Origin of the sequence: Providencia sp. PROV032, from assembly GCF_028484875.1 — a bacterium.
Taxonomy (GTDB): Bacteria; Pseudomonadota; Gammaproteobacteria; order Enterobacterales; family Enterobacteriaceae; genus Providencia; species Providencia rettgeri_E.
On sequence record NZ_JAMPSX010000001.1, the window covers coordinates 47,311 to 66,282 of the forward strand.

The 18,972-nt window shown below is 40.1% G+C and carries 17 protein-coding genes and 3 tRNA genes; 11 read left to right on the top strand and 9 right to left on the bottom strand.

Going from position 1 to position 18,972, the window contains the following annotated elements:
• Positions 1 to 388: 388 nt before the first annotated feature.
• Entirely contained in the window at positions 389 to 967 is a 579-nt protein-coding gene (gene sodB / locus PSF42_RS00260; protein ID WP_102139696.1) for a superoxide dismutase [Fe], read from the top strand.
• 441 nt (positions 968 to 1,408) lie between these two features.
• Positions 1,409 to 2,434, top strand: coding sequence for an HTH-type transcriptional repressor PurR (gene purR / locus PSF42_RS00265; RefSeq protein WP_125890977.1), 1,026 nt, complete (start codon positions 1,409 to 1,411; stop codon positions 2,432 to 2,434).
• Between the two features lie 9 nt (positions 2,435 to 2,443).
• On the opposite strand, the gene punR is transcribed toward purR, so the two are convergent.
• Positions 2,444 to 3,349 carry a DNA-binding transcriptional activator PunR gene (gene punR / locus PSF42_RS00270; protein WP_125890976.1) on the bottom strand — a complete coding sequence of 302 codons (906 nt, stop codon included), beginning with the start codon at positions 3,347 to 3,349 and terminating at the stop codon, positions 2,444 to 2,446.
• 122 nt (positions 3,350 to 3,471) lie between these two features.
• Here punR and punC point away from each other — a divergent pair, with 122 nt between their 5' ends.
• The 3 genes from punC to PSF42_RS00285 all read left to right on the top strand — a co-directional run bounded on the left by punC (position 3,472) and on the right by PSF42_RS00285 (position 6,062).
• Complete coding sequence (gene punC / locus PSF42_RS00275) at positions 3,472 to 4,698, top strand: purine nucleoside transporter PunC (protein ID WP_272679243.1); 1,227 nt, start codon at positions 3,472 to 3,474, stop codon at positions 4,696 to 4,698.
• Between the two features lie 260 nt (positions 4,699 to 4,958).
• Complete coding sequence (locus PSF42_RS00280; protein ID WP_254879896.1) at positions 4,959 to 5,765, top strand: helix-turn-helix transcriptional regulator; 807 nt, start codon at positions 4,959 to 4,961, stop codon at positions 5,763 to 5,765.
• A 24-nt stretch (positions 5,766 to 5,789) separates the two neighbouring features.
• Positions 5,790 to 6,062 (top strand): putative quinol monooxygenase, encoded by a 273-nt coding sequence (locus PSF42_RS00285; RefSeq protein ID WP_272679244.1) that lies wholly within the window; start codon positions 5,790 to 5,792, stop codon positions 6,060 to 6,062.
• Positions 6,063 to 6,275: 213 nt separating this feature from the next.
• Here the strand turns inward: PSF42_RS00285 and PSF42_RS00290 are convergent, their stop codons facing one another.
• A complete protein-coding gene (locus PSF42_RS00290) occupies positions 6,276 to 6,941 on the bottom strand; it encodes a riboflavin synthase subunit alpha (RefSeq protein ID WP_248468334.1) in 666 nt (221 codons plus the stop codon).
• Positions 6,942 to 7,216: 275 nt separating this feature from the next.
• On the opposite strand from PSF42_RS00290, the gene PSF42_RS00295 reads away from it, so the two are divergent.
• From PSF42_RS00295 to PSF42_RS00320, 6 genes are all read left to right on the top strand, one after another.
• Entirely contained in the window at positions 7,217 to 8,590 is a 1,374-nt protein-coding gene (locus PSF42_RS00295; protein WP_272679245.1) for an MATE family efflux transporter, read from the top strand.
• Between the two features lie 158 nt (positions 8,591 to 8,748).
• Positions 8,749 to 8,825: transfer RNA gene (locus PSF42_RS00300), tRNA-Val, on the top strand.
• 35 nt (positions 8,826 to 8,860) lie between these two features.
• Positions 8,861 to 8,937, top strand: a tRNA-Val gene (locus PSF42_RS00305).
• Positions 8,938 to 8,968: 31 nt separating this feature from the next.
• Positions 8,969 to 9,045 (top strand) — tRNA-Val (locus PSF42_RS00310).
• Between the two features lie 419 nt (positions 9,046 to 9,464).
• Positions 9,465 to 10,877 (top strand): pyruvate kinase PykF, encoded by a 1,413-nt coding sequence (gene pykF, locus PSF42_RS00315; RefSeq protein WP_125890972.1) that lies wholly within the window; start codon positions 9,465 to 9,467, stop codon positions 10,875 to 10,877.
• A 412-nt stretch (positions 10,878 to 11,289) separates the two neighbouring features.
• Positions 11,290 to 11,526 (top strand): major outer membrane lipoprotein, encoded by a 237-nt coding sequence (locus PSF42_RS00320; protein WP_004263789.1) that lies wholly within the window; start codon positions 11,290 to 11,292, stop codon positions 11,524 to 11,526.
• A 96-nt stretch (positions 11,527 to 11,622) separates the two neighbouring features.
• On the opposite strand, the gene PSF42_RS00325 is transcribed toward PSF42_RS00320, so the two are convergent.
• The 7 genes from PSF42_RS00325 to sufA all read right to left on the bottom strand — a co-directional run bounded on the left by PSF42_RS00325 (position 11,623) and on the right by sufA (position 18,593).
• Positions 11,623 to 12,687, bottom strand: coding sequence for a L,D-transpeptidase family protein (locus tag PSF42_RS00325; protein ID WP_125890971.1), 1,065 nt, complete (start codon positions 12,685 to 12,687; stop codon positions 11,623 to 11,625).
• 253 nt (positions 12,688 to 12,940) lie between these two features.
• Positions 12,941 to 13,357, bottom strand: a complete 417-nt coding sequence (gene sufE / locus PSF42_RS00330; RefSeq protein WP_125890970.1) for a cysteine desulfuration protein SufE — start codon at positions 13,355 to 13,357, stop codon at positions 12,941 to 12,943.
• Positions 13,358 to 13,390: 33 nt separating this feature from the next.
• Complete coding sequence (gene sufS / locus PSF42_RS00335; protein ID WP_272679246.1) at positions 13,391 to 14,629, bottom strand: cysteine desulfurase SufS; 1,239 nt, start codon at positions 14,627 to 14,629, stop codon at positions 13,391 to 13,393.
• 5 nt (positions 14,630 to 14,634) lie between these two features.
• Entirely contained in the window at positions 14,635 to 15,942 is a 1,308-nt protein-coding gene (gene sufD, locus PSF42_RS00340) for a Fe-S cluster assembly protein SufD (RefSeq protein ID WP_125890968.1), read from the bottom strand.
• Positions 15,917 to 16,663, bottom strand: coding sequence for a Fe-S cluster assembly ATPase SufC (gene sufC, locus PSF42_RS00345; protein ID WP_004263776.1), 747 nt, complete (start codon positions 16,661 to 16,663; stop codon positions 15,917 to 15,919). Before sufC ends, sufD begins: the two co-directional genes overlap by 26 nt.
• 45 nt (positions 16,664 to 16,708) lie before the next feature.
• A complete protein-coding gene (gene sufB / locus PSF42_RS00350) occupies positions 16,709 to 18,208 on the bottom strand; it encodes a Fe-S cluster assembly protein SufB (RefSeq protein ID WP_213913257.1) in 1,500 nt (499 codons plus the stop codon).
• Between the two features lie 16 nt (positions 18,209 to 18,224).
• Positions 18,225 to 18,593, bottom strand: coding sequence for a Fe-S cluster assembly scaffold SufA (sufA, locus tag PSF42_RS00355; protein WP_102139709.1), 369 nt, complete (start codon positions 18,591 to 18,593; stop codon positions 18,225 to 18,227).
• Between the last annotated feature and the right edge of the window lie 379 nt (positions 18,594 to 18,972).

Consider the following 18,972-nt stretch of genomic DNA (forward strand, 5'->3'; position numbering starts at 1 on the left):
TAAGAAACTGAATTGTTTCATACAATATGCCAGTTTTATAGGGGCATTACTATAACATTCCAAAAAACAAAAAGGCACCTTTTCTATCTTCTCTTTACCTAAGTCAAACAAGTAGCTATTTCTAGGTAAGAACTGAAATTTAATGTACTTAGGTTCCCTACCTACAATATCTATATGATTTTTATCTGTAATTTTTCTATTTATCTGTTAGCATCTTAGCCGCATCATTACCTTTACCTTTGTAAGGTTGATCGTGCTATTATTAATATATTAAGTATCATATCGCCAATAGGCGAAACTCTAATGATAAGCTGTGACATATTATTTTGCTCATTTTAAGAGCAAACACCCTGAGTATTTTGATATAAAAGCAATCAAGGAGTACGCAATGTCATTTGAACTACCCGCTTTACCGTATGCAAAAGATGCTTTAGAACCTTATATCTCTGCAGAAACCTTAGAATATCACTATGGTAAACACCACAACACTTATGTTGTTAACTTAAATAACCTCATCAAAGGTACTAACTTTGAAGGAAAATCTTTAGAAGAAATTATCAAAACTTCTGAAGCTGGGGTTTTTAACAACGCGGCACAAGTTTGGAACCACACTTTCTATTGGAATTGCTTAGCGCCAAACGCTGGTGGCGAGCCGACAGGCAAAGTTGCGGAAGCGATTAATAAAGCATTCGGTTCTTTTGCTGAATTTAAAGCTCAGTTTACTGATGCCGCAACCAAAAACTTCGGTGCTGGATGGACTTGGTTAGTAAAAAAAGCAGATGGTAGCCTTGCAATCGTCAATACATCGAATGCTGCGACCCCAATCTCTGGTGACGACAAACCTGTGTTAACCGTTGATATTTGGGAGCATGCATACTATATCGATTACCGCAACGCCCGCCCTAAATACTTAGAAAACTTCTGGGCACTGGTTAATTGGAAATTTGTGGAAGAAAACTTAGCATAGTCCTCTAGCAAGTATCGAAACAAAGACTAAATTGACAAGGGCGAGATGTACTCGCCCTTTTATTTCACCTACTCGAGGCTGGAATAAAATCAGAAAATATGTGCAGCAAGAAAAATAATCAGTGCTAATGAGCCCAATGCAGCAAGCAATCCATATTTAAAATCTGTATCCATGAGTTCCTCTCATTTTAATGTCATTGAATTAACAAATAACCACTCATTAATTAAGGTTATTAAGTATACATATCTAAAAAAGTAAAACTAGTGTCTATATCACATGTTATAACATCAATTATTTCTTTCGTTTTTGCGCTAGATCAGACAAAATCGACAACAAATCGCTAAATTATTGCCAGCAAAGGATCAATGCATCAATATGCAGGTAATTTTTTAACAAGAATTATTATAGAGACCGGTTATTGGTCAGGAGTTTTTTTCCCCCATGGCAACGATTAAAGATGTGGCGAAGCGCGCTGGCGTATCCACCACAACCGTATCCCATGTTATTAATAAAACGCGCTTTGTGGCTGATGACACTAAGGCTGCGGTTTGGGCTGCAATTAAAGAGCTTAATTATTCGCCAAGTGCGGTTGCCCGTAGTTTAAAAGTTAATCATACAAAGTCGATTGGCTTACTCGCAACCTCAAGCGAAGCCCCTTATTTCGCAGAAGTGATTGAATCAGTTGAAAATAGTTGTTATGAAAAAGGTTACACACTTATACTTTGTAATTCTCATAATAATTTGGGAAAACAAAAAGCATATTTGCAAATGTTAGCGCAAAAGCGCGTTGACGGCCTACTCGTGATGTGTTCTGAATATCCAGATACGTTAATTAGTATGCTTGAAGACTATCGTAATATCCCAATGGTGGTGATGGATTGGGGAACCTCCCGAGGTGATTTTACAGACAGTATTATTGATAATTCATTCCATGGTGGGTATCTTGCAGGCCGCTATTTAATTGACCGTGGGCACCGTGATATTGGTGTGATCCCAGGGTCGCTTGAAAGAAACACCGGTATCGGCCGCTTAACAGGCTTCAAAAAAGCAATGGAAGAGGCAAAGATCACACTGAAAGACCAGTGGATAGTACAAGGTGATTTCGAACCTGAATCTGGCTATAAAGCAATGATGCAAATTTTAAGCCATAAACAACGTCCTACTGCGGTATTTTGTGGTGGCGATATCATGGCGATGGGAGCCATTTGTGCGGCTGATGAAATGGGGCTACGCGTTCCACAAGACATTTCAATCATTGGTTATGATAATGTGCGAAATGCGCGCTATTTCACACCAGCATTGACCACTATCCACCAACCCAAAGAGCGTTTAGGCCAAATGGCCTTCACCATGCTGCTCGACCGTATCATAAATAAGCGCGAAGATGCTCAAACAATTGAAGTTCACCCTCGCCTTGTAGAGCGTCGCTCTGTCGCTGACGGGCCATTTATCGATTATCGTCGATAAGACAAACCGTTAAGTTGAAAGCCACTCTGCGTTGAGCGTTTCATTATCACCAAGGTAATCCAATAACCAACGGAGCGCGGGTGATGTACTATTTTCCACCCAAGTTAAACAGCAAGGACTGGGTGGAAATGGCTGTGCTAATGTTAGTTCAACTAATTGGCCTTTTTCACAAAGCGGAGCTGCTCGATGCTCCGGTACCATTCCAACACATAGCCCATTAACCAAACAAGCTAAACCATTTTCCCAGTAAGGCACGACAAGCCGACGTTGGTTATCAAGTGCCCAAGTATCACGTTTGGGAAGGTTACGAGAGGTATCTTCAAGACACAAACTCGGGTACTCTCTCATTTGGTCATCAGTCAGTTTCTCACCTATTTGGGCTAATGGGTGTTCTGGACTTGCGACACACATCCACGGCATAAAACCCATATCACGGAAGCTGTATCTTTCGCCTATCGGGGACGCTCGAGTCGCTCCAATCGCAACATCTACACGTCCGTCAGCAAGTGCATCCCACACTCCATTAAACACTTCAGGGTGAATAAAAAGTTCAATATCGGGAAAATGACGATAAAAATCAATAAGTAATTGTTCTGTCCTTTGGGGTTTAACAATACAATCAACAGCAATACTAAATTGCCCGCGCCAGCCATTTGCAACTTGCTGGCATTGATGTCTTGTATCTGTCATTTTTTTGATAACAGAACGACTTTCCTTAATAAATATCGCCCCTGCTTCTGTCAGAACAACATCGCGATGTCGGCGTTCAAATAGAGGAACAGCAAGCCATTCCTCAACTTGCTTGACGGTATAACTGATTGCAGAAGGTACACGGTGCAATTCATCAGCAGCACCACTAAAACTTCCAGTTCGAGCAACTGCATCAATCACTTCGAGTGCATGCGCAGACCACATAACCTCTCCTTTCAAAAATTTTGATGGCAAGATCCAAATATTACCGTTTCACAACCTAAAAAAATAGCCTATACAATGACATCATCATTAACAATTTTTTAAATATCAGATAAGTAATAATTATGTCGAATACTGTGAAAAAAAATTCTCCGGGTTTTATGGTTTACCTTGCAGGACTTAGTATGCTAGGTTTTTTAGCCATTGATATGTATTTACCTGCATTTGGCGCTATGCAAAACACCTTGCATACCTCTGAAGGCGCCATCAGTGCTTCTCTCAGTATTTTTTTAGCTGGTTTTGCCTTTGCTCAGCTATTATGGGGGCCATTATCAGACAAACTTGGCCGTAAGCCTGTGCTAATTGTGGGCTTAACTATTTTCATTATCAGTAGCTTAGCCATTTATTGGGTCGAAACCGCAACACAGCTATTAACACTACGTTTTTTACAGGCTGTTGGGGTCTGCTCCGCGGCAGTTTTATGGCAAGCCCTTGTTATCGACCGCTATGATGAGGCAAATACCCAAAAAGTCTTTGCTTCTATCATGCCACTAGTCGCGCTATCCCCGGCTTTAGCCCCATTATTAGGAGCATGGGTTCTAGAGCACCAAACATGGGAAGCAATTTTCCTGATCCTAATGGCGGTGGGCATACTACTTTTATTACCGACACTCTTTTTGAAAAATGTTTCAGTTAAAACACTAACTGATGATAACCAACCAGAAACTAAGATTTCTTTCTCAAACTTGCTCAGTTCCCCTGTTTTCAGCGGTAACGTGCTGGTTTATGCATCCTGTAGCGCGGGTTTCTTCGCTTGGTTAACCGGGTCACCTTTTATCTTACGTGACATGGGCTTCAACCCTGCTGATATTGGTTTGAGCTATATTCCACAAACTTTAGCCTTTATTGTTGGTGGATATGGCTGCCGCATTTTATTAGCAAAAGTTCGCGCAGAAACGCTATTTCCATTATTATTAATTGGTTACGCGGTAAGCATGTCTATTTTATTTATCATGGCTATCTATACCACACCATCATTAACCATGATATTGATCCCATTTTGCTTTATGGCGGCAATGAACGGGGCCTCTTATCCTATTGCAGTATCCAAAGCACTAAATGCATTTCCTAGCGCGAGTGGTAAAGCAGCTGCATTGCAAAATGCCTTACAATTAGGTCTATGTTTCTTAGCAAGCCTACTTGTTTCAGCCCTGAGTTTAGACCCATTGTTAGCAACAACGGGTGTCATGGCGGTTACCATTATTCCAATGACCATTGGTTATTTTATGCAACGCTGCGGCAATAAAAATAATCAAGATCTTAAGCAGGTCGATTGCCAAACGATCTCCTAAAGTATAGCTTGTCGAATCAATCATGCCGTATATAATCGGCATGATTGATATTTAACTAATTCCCAAAAACTTCTTCCAATGTATAACTCTTATGGTTATACCGTAACATTTATTAAGTATTTTTCTATATCACCCATTATTCTTAGCTCACAAAACCTGAACTTTCTTGTCAAAACCCCTTAATCTAAGCGGATTTCACTAATAAATAAGGATTTTTTTTTGTTATCTACTAAGATATAGATGTTTCATGGTTAATTTTCTTGTTAAAAAACGTTATCATTGCGACATTAAATAATGAGTGCTCAAGAATGATGTTAAAACAGTATTATCCACCAGATGAATTAAAATCCTTTGTTAGCTCTATTTTAATAATCAAAGAGTTTACAGAGGCAATTAAAATTTTTCCTGGAACAGGTGCTGAAATCTGGGTTTCATCAGATACATTTCACATGACAACTGAAAGCAACTCAGCCGCAGACCCTTATCAGCTGATTATTCCTAGAGTCAACACATTTACTGCTAGCCCTAATTTTTCAAAAGTTATGGTATTACGTATTCGTCATGATGCATTGCGTTTTCTTCTACCTCAAAGAACACTAAATTATACTGATAAACCCATCGCACTAAATGACATATGGAAAGACCGTTGGTTTGAAGCTTTAGCTAACTCTTCATTCAAAGAGTTGTTGGATTGCTTTAATAGGACAAAAGCCAAGAAAAAGTCTCATTTCACAGATGAAATTTTAGAGTTGCTATATCGTAACCCAACTAAAAAAATCACTGAAATTGCCGAAGAGACAGGTTTACATCTCCGAGTCATTCAAAAAGAGTTTTTAAAAGAATACGGTATTACACCAAAAAGGTACCAGATCAATTGTCGCTTAGAGCACGTTTTAAAAAGTATGGTAGTAGAACCAGATACCTACCGCTGGTTTGAAACAGGCTATTATGACCAATCCCACTTTTACCGTGATTTTAAAAGATACTTTACTATGACGCCGTCGGCATTTTTAAAATCAAGTTATTCGCTTTTTTACAATACAAAAACTAAGTACCCATTAAGATAGTTCTTAATACATAAGGAGAACGGAATGAGTATTGTTGCGTATGCCCAAATTACAACAGAAAGGACGGATGGGTATTTAACGAAAGAAATCGTTCGTGACTTAGCAAAACTAAGCCGCCGAGAGAAAGGATGCATTCAATATGATCTTATGGCTAAAGAAAATGGTTACATTGTTTTCGAGGAATGGGAAGACACTCAGGCATTAGAGATGCATAAAAACAGTCCGCATTTCAAGCGATTAGTTGAAGCAATTGAACGTGATAACGCTAGCTTTTCTGTCAATTTTAGTGAAAAATGATCTATTAATAATGAAAACTAGAGCGCATTGTATTTTTAAGCAATTTTAACCTTCTTTATTTAATAGAACTCCGTAACCTATATTCAATAAACAAAATCCAACCATACTTTATTCAGGCTATAGCATAAACTACTATTGCTATAGCCTACCTGATTGCTTATATCGCTATTTATCTTTAACATAAATAACGCAATTGCTTGCTTTAATGCCTATTCACTCTGTTTTTGCTACATTAGCCAACTCTTCTGCTTGCTGTAATAACTTTTCTTGTTCTTTTTGATTTAAAACGCGTTCAACCGTATCAACAATTGCCTGCGTTTGTGGGTCTATCTCTATATTTATTTTATCACCCAAGCGTTTTTTACCTAGTGTTGTTCTCTCTAATGTTTCTGGGATTAAATGTACACAAAACCGATTATTAATTACATCACCCACCGTTAAACTGATGCCATCAATCGCCACAAAGCCTTTATGCAAAATATATTTCATCAAAGCTTTATCATGAATTGACAACCAAATTTGGTGGTTATCTTCGGATGTGAAAATTTTACTAATTTCAGCTGTTGTCATGATATGACCAGAAACGATATGGCCGCCAATTTCGTCACCATATTTTGCGGCGCGTTCGATGTTAACAACATCACCTTCTTGTAATTCCCCTAAGTTAGTCAATCTCAGAGTTTCTTTAATTAGATCAAAACTGACTCTCTCACCATCGATTTTCGTTACCGTCAAACAACAACCATTATGCGCAACGGAAGCCCCTGTTTCTAAACCTATAAGTAATTCAGGGGTAAATTTCATTACATGAGTTCGAAAGTTGGCTCTTTCTGTAATTTCAATAATAGGAGCGGTCGCTTGGACAATGCCTGTAAACATAATGATTCCCAGTGTAGTGGATTAATAAGCTCAGTTTACATCAGAATTTTTAGAGATCTATCCTATTTGAGTGATAAACAAGACGTTAATAAATCGAGTATTTATCCATATATTAGGTTCTAAAATGCTCTTTTATAGTTTGTTACCATATCATTATTGGAATCCATTTAGAAAAGGGATAGAATGAGCGGTTTTTAATAATCAATGAGAACTTAGTAACTCATTTATTTTTCTAATTTTTTCCTCTTATTTTCTTTTATTACAAAGGTGTATGCGTGCAGAAATATTTTACAGAAGCGCGTAGCTTGTTGGCACTTGGTATTCCTATCGTTTTGGCTCAATTTTCACAAACTGCAATGGGGTTTGTGGATACCGTTATGGCTGGAAGTGTTAGTGAAATTGAGATGTCCGCAGTTGCAGTTGGGTTTTCCATCTGGCTGCCAGCTATTCTTTTTGGCCAGGGCATTTTGATGGCTTTAACTCCAATCGTTGCACAAATGAATGGGTCAGGCCGTCGTAACTTGATTGGAGACCAAATTCAACAAGGGCTGTGGTTAGCGCTGCTTTTAGCCTTAAGTATTATGTGTCTTCTTTATAATAGCCAGCTTATTATCAGCAATATGCCCCATATTGATAAAGAATTGGCGGATAAGTCTGTCCGTTTTTTACATGCTATTATGTGGGGAGCCCCGGGATACTTATTTTATCAGGTGTATCGTAGTCAATGTGAAGGGCTTTCAAAAACCAAACCGGGGATGGTGATTGGTTTTCTTGGCTTGATGATTAATATTCCCATTAACTATATCTTTATCTATGGTCACTTTGGTGCCCCAGCTTTAGGTGGTGTGGGCTGTGGTGTCGCGACCGCATCAGTGTATTGGGCTATGTGTCTGATGATGAGATGGTATGTGAAACGTGCTACTGCGCAGCGCGATATTCGCCCTACAGTCTCTTTCACATCGCCAAATCCATTAATCTTAAAGCGAATTATCGTATTAGGTACCCCTATTGGTCTGGCACTTTTCTTTGAGGTCACTTTATTTGCCGTCGTCGCCTTGTTAGTCGCGCCATTAGGTGTTGTTGCAGTCGCTGGCCATCAAGTTGCATTGAATTTCAGCTCCGTGATGTTTATGTTCCCATTATCATTAGGAATAGCTGCAACTATTCGCGTAGGTTATAACTTAGGACAGAAATCGACTGAAGCCGCTAAAGTTTCATCTTATACTGGTATTGCTGTTGGCTTAATGATCGCTTGTTTTACCGCCGTTCTCACTGCGGTCTTCCGTGAACCGATTGCAATGATGTATAACAAAAACCCTGAAGTGGTTGTTTTAGCGAGTAGTTTGATGCTATATGCCGCTATTTATCAATTATCAGACTCTGTGCAAGTTATTGGTGCGGGAATTTTACGTGGCTACAAAGATACACGTTCTATTTTCTTTATTACCTTCACCGCATATTGGTTACTTGGTTTACCTTCCGGTTATATCTTAGCATTAACTGATATTATCGCTCCAGCTATGGGCCCTAAAGGCTTTTGGATTGGCTTTATCATTGGATTAAGCGCAGCTGCGATAGGTATGGCAACACGTATTATGTGGATCCATAAGCAGACAGAGGATGTTATTCTACTTCGCTCAGCACGCTAATTGACGGTTTTTTAAGCTTTTTATTATGGGGGAAGGTGTATTTCGCACCAGATAGTTTTAAATACGAGCAAACTATCACGAAAATACATTTTCCCCTTGCCAGATGAACCTCATAACGTTAATATTCATCCCCGTTGTCACCTAGATAACTTTTAAATGCGTCCGTAGCTCAGTTGGTTAGAGCACCACCTTGACATGGTGGGGGTCGGTAGTTCGAGTCTACTCGGACGCACCATTTCTAGTGAACACAACACAATGTTAATTTTCAGTGCGTCCGTAGCTCAGTTGGTTAGAGCACCACCTTGACATGGTGGGGGTCGGTAGTTCGAGTCTACTCGGACGCACCATTTCAAATTAACACAATCCAAACTTTTCAGTGCGTCCGTAGCTCAGTTGGTTAGAGCACCACCTTGACATGGTGGGGGTCGGTAGTTCGAGTCTACTCGGACGCACCATTTTGTTATCATGCCTCCCACCTTAAAATTTTTCTTGATTGTTTACTATCATTCCCTTAATTTGTTGCGCAACAAATTAGGTTACTTAATATCAATTGAATTTTTGATCTAAATGGCCTCTTCTTCTAATTTAGTAAAATTTGATTTGTCTCACAGTTTTTTGTTGTCTATAATACCCGCGCTGGCTGAAAGGTTTCAACAGTAGCAAATCAATACGTTAGCTTTAATTGAATTTGTCATCTACACTATAATAAGAATCAAAATGTGACAAATTTAAGTGTATAAATGCATTAAACACCAGACTGTCGCCTATTCTTGTAAATGAGTTGCGCAACAAAATTTTATATGCGCACGATTTATTAAATGTACTAAGCGTCGGCGGCAATACCGATTTCCTTTATAACATTAGATAGACTGCCATGAAAAAAACTAAAATTGTTTGTACTATCGGTCCAAAAACCGAATCAGAAGAAAAACTGACTCAACTCCTTGATGCGGGCATGAATGTCATGCGCCTAAATTTTTCTCACGGTGACTATGAAGAACACGGTCAACGTATTAAAAATCTTCGCTCTGTTTGTGCAAAAACAGGTAAACAAGCTGCTATTTTACTCGATACTAAAGGCCCTGAAATCCGCACCATGAAATTGGAAGGTGGTAACGACGTTTCTCTCGTTGCAGGCCAAACCTTTACATTCACTACCGACACTTCCGTGATCGGTAATAAAGATAAAGTTGCTGTGACATACTCAGGCTTAACTTCAGATTTAAAAGTCGGCAATACCGTATTAGTTGATGACGGCTTAATTGGTATGAAAGTGACTAATGTCACTGCGACTGAAGTCGTCTGTGAGGTTTTAAATAACGGTGACCTCGGGGAGAAGAAAGGGGTTAATCTACCAGGCGTTTCCATTGGCCTGCCAGCGTTAGCTGAAAAAGACAAAGAAGACTTAGTGTTTGGATGCGAACAAGGTGTTGATTTCGTAGCAGCTTCTTTTATCCGTAAGCGCTCTGATGTTGAAGAAATTCGTGCTCATCTGAAAAAACATGGTGGCGAGAACATTCAAATTATTTCGAAGATTGAAAACCAAGAAGGTTTAAATAACTTTGATGAAATTTTAGAAGCTTCTGACGGCATCATGGTTGCTCGTGGTGATTTAGGCGTTGAAATCCCTGTTGAAGAAGTTATTTTTGCACAAAAAATGATGATTGAAAAATGTGTCGCTGCACGCAAAGTCGTCATTACTGCAACGCAAATGTTAGATTCAATGATCAAAAACCCACGCCCTACCCGCGCAGAAGCAGGCGACGTGGCCAACGCTATTTTAGATGGCACAGATGCAGTTATGCTGTCTGGTGAAAGCGCTAAAGGTAAATATCCAGTAGAAGCTGTTACCATTATGGCAACTATCTGTGAGCGTACAGACCGTATCATGCAAACTCGCATTGATAGCCAAAAACCAAGCCAACGCTTACGTGTCACTGAGGCTGTCTGTCGTGGTGCAGTGGAAATGTCTGAAAAATTAGACGTGCCACTAATCGTTGTTGCAACCTACGGCGGTAAGTCTGCTAAATCTGTTCGTAAATATTTCCCTACTGCGCCAATCCTCGCGTTAACGACTAATGAAGAAACTGCCCGCCAGTTACTGTTAGTCAAAGGTGTGATCCCAATGATTGTAGGTGGTTTTACATCCACAGATGATTTTTATCGTGAAGGTAAACGCGCAGCGCTTGAAAGTGGCTTAGCGGTTTCTGGTGATGCTGTTGTAATGGTTTCTGGAGCATTAGTACAAAGTGGCACAACCAACACATCTTCAGTTCATGTACTTTAATTTTTAATTTCCTTATCGAGGCTGATAGTGACTATTTTTGCTATCGGCCTTTTTTATTTAGATTTAACATTAAGTGCTTCCTTGATGTAACTATTCCTTTATTTCCTTTTCTTTGGTAAATATCTTACCGCAATTTAAGAGTAATATCATAAAACACACTCGAATTGGTCAAATAACAACCTTTATTATTCTTAGTTTAAATTTTTCTCCTTTTTCCTAGTACTAAATATAAAGTATTTCTAGCAAAACTTTATATTTAGTACTAGCATAAGACATAGTAAGTGCCATACCCTAATTTTCATTAGGTTGTTTTAAAGGGATATAGCAAGCTTTAAGATAACAAGCTTAGCTCTATTGTTTGGTGACTTGCTTTTTTATATTTTCAAGATAAATCAATCTAGAGGGTAAAATAATGATTCGTACTAAAATTGTACTGGGCTCTATCGTATTAGCTTCAGCATTACTAGCGGGTTGTTCTAACAGCACTGAAGTGCAAAAACTCTCTTCAGACGTGCAAACTCTGAATGGTAAAGTTGATCAACTGAGCAACGACGTTCAGTCTCTGCGTTCTGACGTACAGACAGCTCAAGAAGAAGCAGCACGCGCTAACCAGCGTTTAGATAACCAAGTTCGTACTTACAAAAAATAAGTTCGATTTGGTCGTTATCTAGCTGATACGACGCTTCTTTGAAGCTAATAGTATTTATGAGGGCCTATGAAAATAGGCCCTTATTATTTGTCAGGATTATTGATTTACAACAGAAGAACGGTATTTCGCAGGTAACAAAGCACCAACTTTACCATCATAGATAGGTTCTGGTTGTGAAATAGAGAATGGTTCAATAGGCACTAAACCTTCGTGTTGTGTTTCACTTTCAGGAATACTGTTACCCTGATCATTATTAACACGCACAGGCATACCAGAACGCCTTGCTAGCTCTTTTTCTACTAAAGCCTTATCAACCCCTTCATTTTCAAGAAAACGCTTAAAATCGTCAGATAGCTTGATTGGCATGGTTTGAGGGTCATCATTACTCGTCCGTGATAATGGCTGATGCACCTCGATGTAATAACTACCATCAGGTTCTTTAGAATATTTTACGGGCTGATCAATAACTTGAACACGTGTTCCTCTTGGTACTGTCTTGAATAATGCTTCAATATCATCAGGACGTAAACGAATGCAACCGGAGCTCACTCGCATACCAATCCCAAAATCCGCATTAGTACCATGGATCAGATATTCACCACGCCCATGTGCTAGCCGTAATGCATATAAGCCCATTGGGTTTTCAGGGCCAGCAGGAACGACAGCAGGAAGCGTTATACCTTCTTTCGCATAATTTTTACGAATATTTGCCGTGGGTGTCCATGTAGGGTCTTTAATTGATTGGCTTACTGAAGTCACCATTTCAGGTGTATCACGACCTAATTGACCAATACCAATAGGGTATACGATCACTTCTTCACTGTTCGCTGGGTAATAATATAAACGCAGCTCTGCCAAATTAATCACGATCCCTGTTCTTGGTGTTGACGGCAATAGCATTTGTGCTGGAATGATAAGTTCTTTACCCGCTTCAGGAAGGTATGGATCTGTTCCTGGGTTAGCTTCAAGCATACCGAGTAAGCCAATTTGGTGCTCACTGGCAATGGCTTCCAACGGCCGCCCATCATTGGGGACGATGTACGTATAATTTTCCCCGATAAGGCGAGTGTTACTATCAGGTAATGGGTATTCTTTTGCTTGAACTGGAGCCAATAAGGCACTCATGACAAACAAACTTGCCACCGTCAAAACTCTTTTCATATCTACTCCAAGGAAAATAATATTCTTACAATAATTCAATGATTATTGTTCATAATAGCAACTATCTTTCATATCTTTAATACTAAATAAATATTTTTATTAAGTATTAATAAGAGCGCTGTCTTTTTATGATGGTTAAATATAGTTAGATATCGTGAAACACGGTGAATTTAGTGTGTTACCCAGATAAAGAGTAACACCTAAGAAGTAAAATATAGGTAAGGGAGCATGCATAACGCTCCCCTCGGTAGGATCACTCGAATTGTGCCGCGCGCGATAAAATTGTACGGATCATCGCATTTAAGCCTTGAGTGCGTGAAGGTGTTAAATGCTGCTCCAATGCTAATTGCTCAAAAAATGACTTAACATCGAGTGCTAATATTTGTTGGGCCGTTTTACCTTGAAAAAGAATGATCACAATAGCAACTAACCCTTTAACGATTGCAGCGTCGCTGTCACCTGCAAACGTAATTGTCCCGTCAGCTTGTTTTTGCATATCAATCCACACTTGACTTTGGCAACCGGCGATTAAATTATTATCGCATCTTTGCACCGCGGTGAGTTCAGGTAAACGCCCCCCTAATTCTATCATGTAGAGATAGCGTTCTTCCCAATCTTGGCAGCGAGAGAAATTGCGTAATAACTTATTTTCATCGGGTAATGCGGGCATGCTCATTTCCTTTACTCTGTGTTTCTTATGTGCTTAGCCTAACAATTTTTTGATGCGCTGTAACGCATTGAATAAGAAGTCAACCTCTTCCTTAGTGGTATAAATTCCTACTGAAGCACGGCACATAGCGGGAACATGATAATGTTCCATTAACGGTAAAGCACAATGATGGCCAGTACGGATTGCAATACCATATCTATCAAGAAAAGACCCCACATCATAGGCATGGTGCTCCCCTAAATTAAAAGCGAGTACCCCTTCCCGTTGGTCATTACCATACAATTTAATGGACGGTATTTCTTGTAATTTCTTAGACGCATAAGCCATCACTTCGGCTTCATGAGCAAATACATCAGATAAATTTAGTGCATTTAAATAATCGAATGCCGCCCCTAAACCAATAATTGCGCTTACATTCGGTGTTCCTGCTTCAAAGCGCCATGGTGCATCAGCAAAAGTGATCCCTTTGGTCAGGCTAACTTGGCGGATCATCGCCCCACCACCTTCCCATGGAGGCATCATATCCAAAATAGCTTTTTTACCGTAAAGGATACCAATACCCGTCGGGCCATATAGCTTGTGACCTGAAAACACATAGAAATCACAGTCTAAGGCTTGCACATCAACCTGCTGATGCATTGCACCTTGCGCGCCATCGACCAATACCGCGATCTCACCGCCTTTTGAAGCCGCAATGGCTCGTGCTTGCTTGATGATATCCTGTACGGGATTAACTGTTCCTAATACATTAGAGATATGTGTAAAGCTCAGCAATCGCGTGCGTGAATCAATGACATCCTTTAATACATCTAATTGCAGCCTACCATCATCTGAAATTGGTATAATACGGATTTCAAAGCCAATTTCCTCTGCTAACATATACCAAGGTACAATATTCGCATGGTGTTCCATTTCAGTGATGACAATATTGTCCCCTTCATGGAAATACTTCCGCCCAAAACTGTTTGCAACAAGGTTAATGCCTTCCGTCGTACCTTTAACAAACACGATTTCTTCATTTGAAGCGGCATGAATGAAAGCGGCTGCTTTTTGACGAACGTCTTCCATCATTGTCGTCGCGTTTGCACTAAGAGTATGTATACCGCGGTGAACCGCGGCATATTGGTGCAGTGTAAACTCACTTTCTTTTTCAATAACTTGCAAAGGCTTCTGCGCACTTGCAGCGCTATCTAAATAGACCAGCGGATGATTATTGACTGACTGAGATAAGGCAGGAAAATCCTGCCTGACTGATGCGACATTGAATGACATGGATATTAAACCTCCGCTAAGCGCTGGCGGATGTTTGCCATCACAGCGTGTTTTAATTCTTCCGATTCAATAGATTCTGTAAGTTCCGCAGCAAATGCAATAATAATCATATGTTTTGCTGCTTTCCCCTCAATTCCCCTTGAACGCAGATAAAACAGTTGTTCGTCATCAATACGACCGACTGTTGCACCGTGACCACACTTTACGTCATCAGCATAAATCTCAAGCTGAGGCTTGGTATCAATTTCTGCTTTCTCACCTAACAACAACGTGTTGTTAGTCATTTGACCATCCGTTTTTAATGCGTTCGGTGCCACTTTAATCATGCCATTAAAGACAGCTTTACTGCTATCCATTGCAATGACTTTGTGCAATTGGCGACTATTGCAGTAGCTATTATTGTGCTCTAAATACGTGCGCGTATCTGCAATTTCATTGCCTTTAGGTAACAATATACTGTTAAGTTCTAACTCAGTATTTTCACCATCAAGGCGAGCACTGGTATGGTTACGCGTTAATAATGCGCCAAGTAAAAAACTCGTACTTTTCACACGGCTATCGCGACCAACAACAATATCATTGTGAGCAAAATGCTGAGACTGACCATTTTCAACATTTAACTTAAAGTGACTAAAGTCTGCATTATCACCAACTTCAACCGTTAAGCGGCTGCCCGTCATGTGCATTTCGTCATTCAAACTGACATAATGCTCAATGACTTGGGCTTTACTGTTTGCATCTAACGTTAAATGGTAGCGATACTGGCTAATATTTGTTGCTTGTTTATCGCCGCTCCCCGTTGAAATATTCAGCAGATATAATGGTTTTTCTGCTACTTTATTTGCCGCAAGGTGAATAACTAACGGTTGTACCGCCAAGCTTTCAGTTAAATGCAAGAAGATCTCGCTATTTACAGGCGAAGGAAGCAAGTCTTGGTTATCAAGCAAAGCCACTTGGAATGGCCCCATATCAATGGAGCTTAATGTTGAACTATAGCGCCCATCAATTAAAACAAGGCGATATGCATCAATCGGCAGAGCCAATGCCTCACACTCTTTTGCTACAACATCACCGTCACTAAAACGATACTGAGCCTCAAGTACCGTATTTAGTGGTGTATAGTGCCAATCTTCATGGCGGAACACAGGTAAGCCAACTTGTTTTGCCATTTCCCAATGCGTTTTAGCATGTTGGGAGTTCGCACCGTGTCGCTGCTCAAATAATTCAGAAAAACGTGACATAGCTTGCTCATTCAGCTTCGCAACTTCTGCACGTTTTTGTGCTCTTTCACTGTTGGTCAATAAGCCAGCCATAACCCTGCTCCTCCAGTTTTTTCGCTAAACTGAAATCACCTGATTTGATGATTTTCCCTTGATATAACACATGGACAAAGTCAGGTTTCACATAATCCAAAATACGCTGATAGTGAGTGACAATGATGAATGAACGCTCTGGCGAGCGTAATGAATTCACCCCGTTAGCCACAATTTTCAGTGCATCAATATCTAAACCGGAGTCAGTTTCATCGAGGATACACAATTGAGGTTCTAGTGCTGCCATCTGCAAGATATCATTACGTTTTTTCTCACCACCGGAGAAACCTACGTTGACAGAACGCGCAAGCAAATCTTCTGGCATTTCTAATAATTTGATTTTGTCTTCAATAAAATCTTGAAAATCAAAACGATCTAATGCTTCTTGCTGGCGATATTCTCTAACCGCATTAACTGCCGTTTGTAAGAAAAATTGGTTACTGACCCCTGGAATTTCGACTGGATATTGGAATGCGAGAAAAACACCTTCCCCTGCGCGCTCTTCGGGATCTAATTCAAAAAGGTCTTTACCTTTAAACGTTACTTCACCGCTATCAATTTCATACTCTTCGCGGCCAGCAAGTGTGGCTGATAATGTACTTTTACCTGAGCCATTTGGCCCCATGATGGCATGAACTTCCCCTGGTTTTACTTCCAGAGATAACCCTTTTAAAATCTCATTACCTTCTACACTCACGTGTAAATCTTTAACACTTAACATATTTACATGCCTTTAGCGCTTTAGCGCAAATAAACTCGATTAGGATCAGCCCACGCTGTGCTCTAAGCTGATCGCCAGTAATTTTTGTGCTTCTACGGCAAATTCTAATGGGAGCTCCGAGAACACATCCTTACAGAAACCATTTACAATCATTGAAATTGCATCGTCTTCGCTGATACCACGTTGTAAACAGTAAAATAACTGGTCTTCCCCAATGCGTGAGGTTGTTGCTTCATGTTCGAGCTGTGCCGTATTATTTTTCACTTCCACATAGGGGAAAGTATGTGCACCACACTGTGTACCAATTAACATAGAGTCACATTGGGTAAAGTTACGTGCATTATGTGCACTCGGTAAAATTTTTACTAAACCACGGTAACTGTTTTGGCTTTTACCCGCAGAAATACCTTTAGAAATGATCGTGGAACGGGTGTTTTTCCCGATATGGATCATTTTCGTTCCGGTATCCGCTTGTTGATTGCCGTTTGTTAATGCAACGGAGTAAAATTCACCGACTGAGTTGTCTCCTTTAAGGATAACGCTTGGGTATTTCCATGTGATGGCAGAGCCAGTTTCTGACTGTGTCCATGACATTTTTGAATTTTCACCCTCACACAGTGCGCGCTTAGTCACAAAGTTTAGGATCCCACCGGCTTCGCTATCTCCACCGGAGAACCAGTTTTGGACTGTTGAATATTTCACTTCAGCATCTTTATGAATAATCACTTCAACAACCGCTGCATGGAGCTGATAACTATCACGAACAGGTGCGGAACACCCTTCGATATAGCTGACATAACTACCTTCATCGGCAATTAAAATCGTACGCTCAAACTGGCCTGTTTTGGCTGCGTTGATCCTAAAATACGTTGATAGCTCCATTGGGCAATGTACGCCTTTTGGTACATACACAAACGTACCATCTGAAGCTACCGCCGCATTTAATGCCGCAAAAAAGTTATCATGGCTCGAAACAACTGACCCGAGATATTTCTGTACCAGTTCAGGGTACTCTTGAATAGCCTCACTGAACGAACAAAAAATAACCCCATGTTTCGCGAGGTCATCACGGTAAGTTGTTGATACCGAGACCGAGTCAAAAATTGCATCTACCGCAACGGCCTTCCCTTCACGGACAGGAACACCCAACTGGTTAAAGGCTTCTTCAACTTCAGCGGTTAAATAATTATTGGTTTCAGCCACACCAGTGCCTTGTGTCGCACCAGTTTGCGAACCACAAGTATCATCGCATGAGCCACAAGATGGCGCTGAGTAATAGCTGTAGTCCTGATAATCGAGATTTGGGTAATTCGCTTTCAGCCAATGAGGTTCTTCCATGCCTTTCCAGTGATTAAAGGCATCAAGACGGAATTGGAGCATCCACTCAGGCTCATTACGTTTTGCTGAAATGGCACGGATCACATCTTCGTTGATCCCTTTCGCCATTTCATCAGTTGCGACTTCAGTAAAGAAGCCTTCTTTATAACGCTGGTCATCAAGCCAGCTTTGAACATCATCGCCAACTTCTACATTGCTCTGTGACATAATCTGACTTCACATGTTAAACGCCGAAGCTTTCACCACACCCACAGGCATGTTGGGCTTTCGGGTTATTAAATTTGAAAATTTGATTCAGCCCTTCTTGGACAAAATCAACGACTGTGCCATCAATAAATGGCATTGCTTCTTTTGGCACATAAAGGTGTGCGCCATCGAGTTCAAATAACAGGTGTTGGTCTGTTGGGTTTTCGATCATCTCAAACACATAACCGAAACCTGCGCAGCCAGACTGTTTTACGCCGAGTGAAAGCCCTTTTGTGTTTGGGTTTTGCACCATCAATTTTTTGATTTGTTTTGCAGCGCTTTGTGTCAGGTTAACTCCCTGCCAATTGTTTTCATCAAATGAAAATGTCTCTACACCGTCAGTCATATTGACCCCACATTTCTTATGGCTTTTCAGCCTGTTATCAAGAGATTAACTCTGCCTACCCTATGGTAATGATTAGCTAATTGACTTCAACCATTTGTTTTAAGAGGTTATAGCTATTTTAGCTCTTTTCTTGCCCACTCTTAGATTAAAAAACAAACAACACCCTAGAGAAACTAGCATAATTCATTGATAAATAACAAGTAAATAGAGTTGTGTTTTTCATTTAAATTTGTACTAAATAATACACTTAAATGACACAAATTAATAAAGATGCATTTATTATACAACTTAATTAACTTGATAAAAATGAATTTATAGAAAGAATGGCCATAAAGCCACACAATGGAAAGGGTTTTATAGGGTTATCCAGCCTTTGATT

Excerpts from the sequence above, each read along its gene's own strand:
- purR (WP_125890977.1), top strand. The coding sequence starts at position 1,409 with ATGGCAACGATTAAAGATGTGGCGAAGCGCGCTGGCGTATCCACCACA.
- sufE (WP_125890970.1), bottom strand. The coding sequence starts at position 13,357 with ATGCCCGCATTACCCGATGAAAATAAGTTATTACGCAATTTCTCTCGC.
- sufB (WP_213913257.1), bottom strand. The coding sequence starts at position 18,208 with ATGTCACAGAGCAATGTAGAAGTTGGCGATGATGTTCAAAGCTGGCTT.
- PSF42_RS00320 (WP_004263789.1), top strand. The coding sequence starts at position 11,290 with ATGATTCGTACTAAAATTGTACTGGGCTCTATCGTATTAGCTTCAGCA.
- sufS (WP_272679246.1), bottom strand. The coding sequence starts at position 14,629 with ATGTCATTCAATGTCGCATCAGTCAGGCAGGATTTTCCTGCCTTATCT.
- PSF42_RS00290 (WP_248468334.1), bottom strand. The coding sequence starts at position 6,941 with ATGTTTACAGGCATTGTCCAAGCGACCGCTCCTATTATTGAAATTACA.
- PSF42_RS00325 (WP_125890971.1), bottom strand. The coding sequence starts at position 12,687 with ATGAAAAGAGTTTTGACGGTGGCAAGTTTGTTTGTCATGAGTGCCTTA.
- sufA (WP_102139709.1), bottom strand. The coding sequence starts at position 18,593 with ATGACTGACGGTGTAGAGACATTTTCATTTGATGAAAACAATTGGCAG.
- sufD (WP_125890968.1), bottom strand. The coding sequence starts at position 15,942 with ATGGCTGGCTTATTGACCAACAGTGAAAGAGCACAAAAACGTGCAGAA.
- PSF42_RS00285 (WP_272679244.1), top strand. The coding sequence starts at position 5,790 with ATGAGTATTGTTGCGTATGCCCAAATTACAACAGAAAGGACGGATGGG.
- sodB (WP_102139696.1), top strand. The coding sequence starts at position 389 with ATGTCATTTGAACTACCCGCTTTACCGTATGCAAAAGATGCTTTAGAA.
- punR (WP_125890976.1), bottom strand. The coding sequence starts at position 3,349 with ATGTGGTCTGCGCATGCACTCGAAGTGATTGATGCAGTTGCTCGAACT.
- pykF (WP_125890972.1), top strand. The coding sequence starts at position 9,465 with ATGAAAAAAACTAAAATTGTTTGTACTATCGGTCCAAAAACCGAATCA.
- sufC (WP_004263776.1), bottom strand. The coding sequence starts at position 16,663 with ATGTTAAGTGTTAAAGATTTACACGTGAGTGTAGAAGGTAATGAGATT.
- punC (WP_272679243.1), top strand. The coding sequence starts at position 3,472 with ATGTCGAATACTGTGAAAAAAAATTCTCCGGGTTTTATGGTTTACCTT.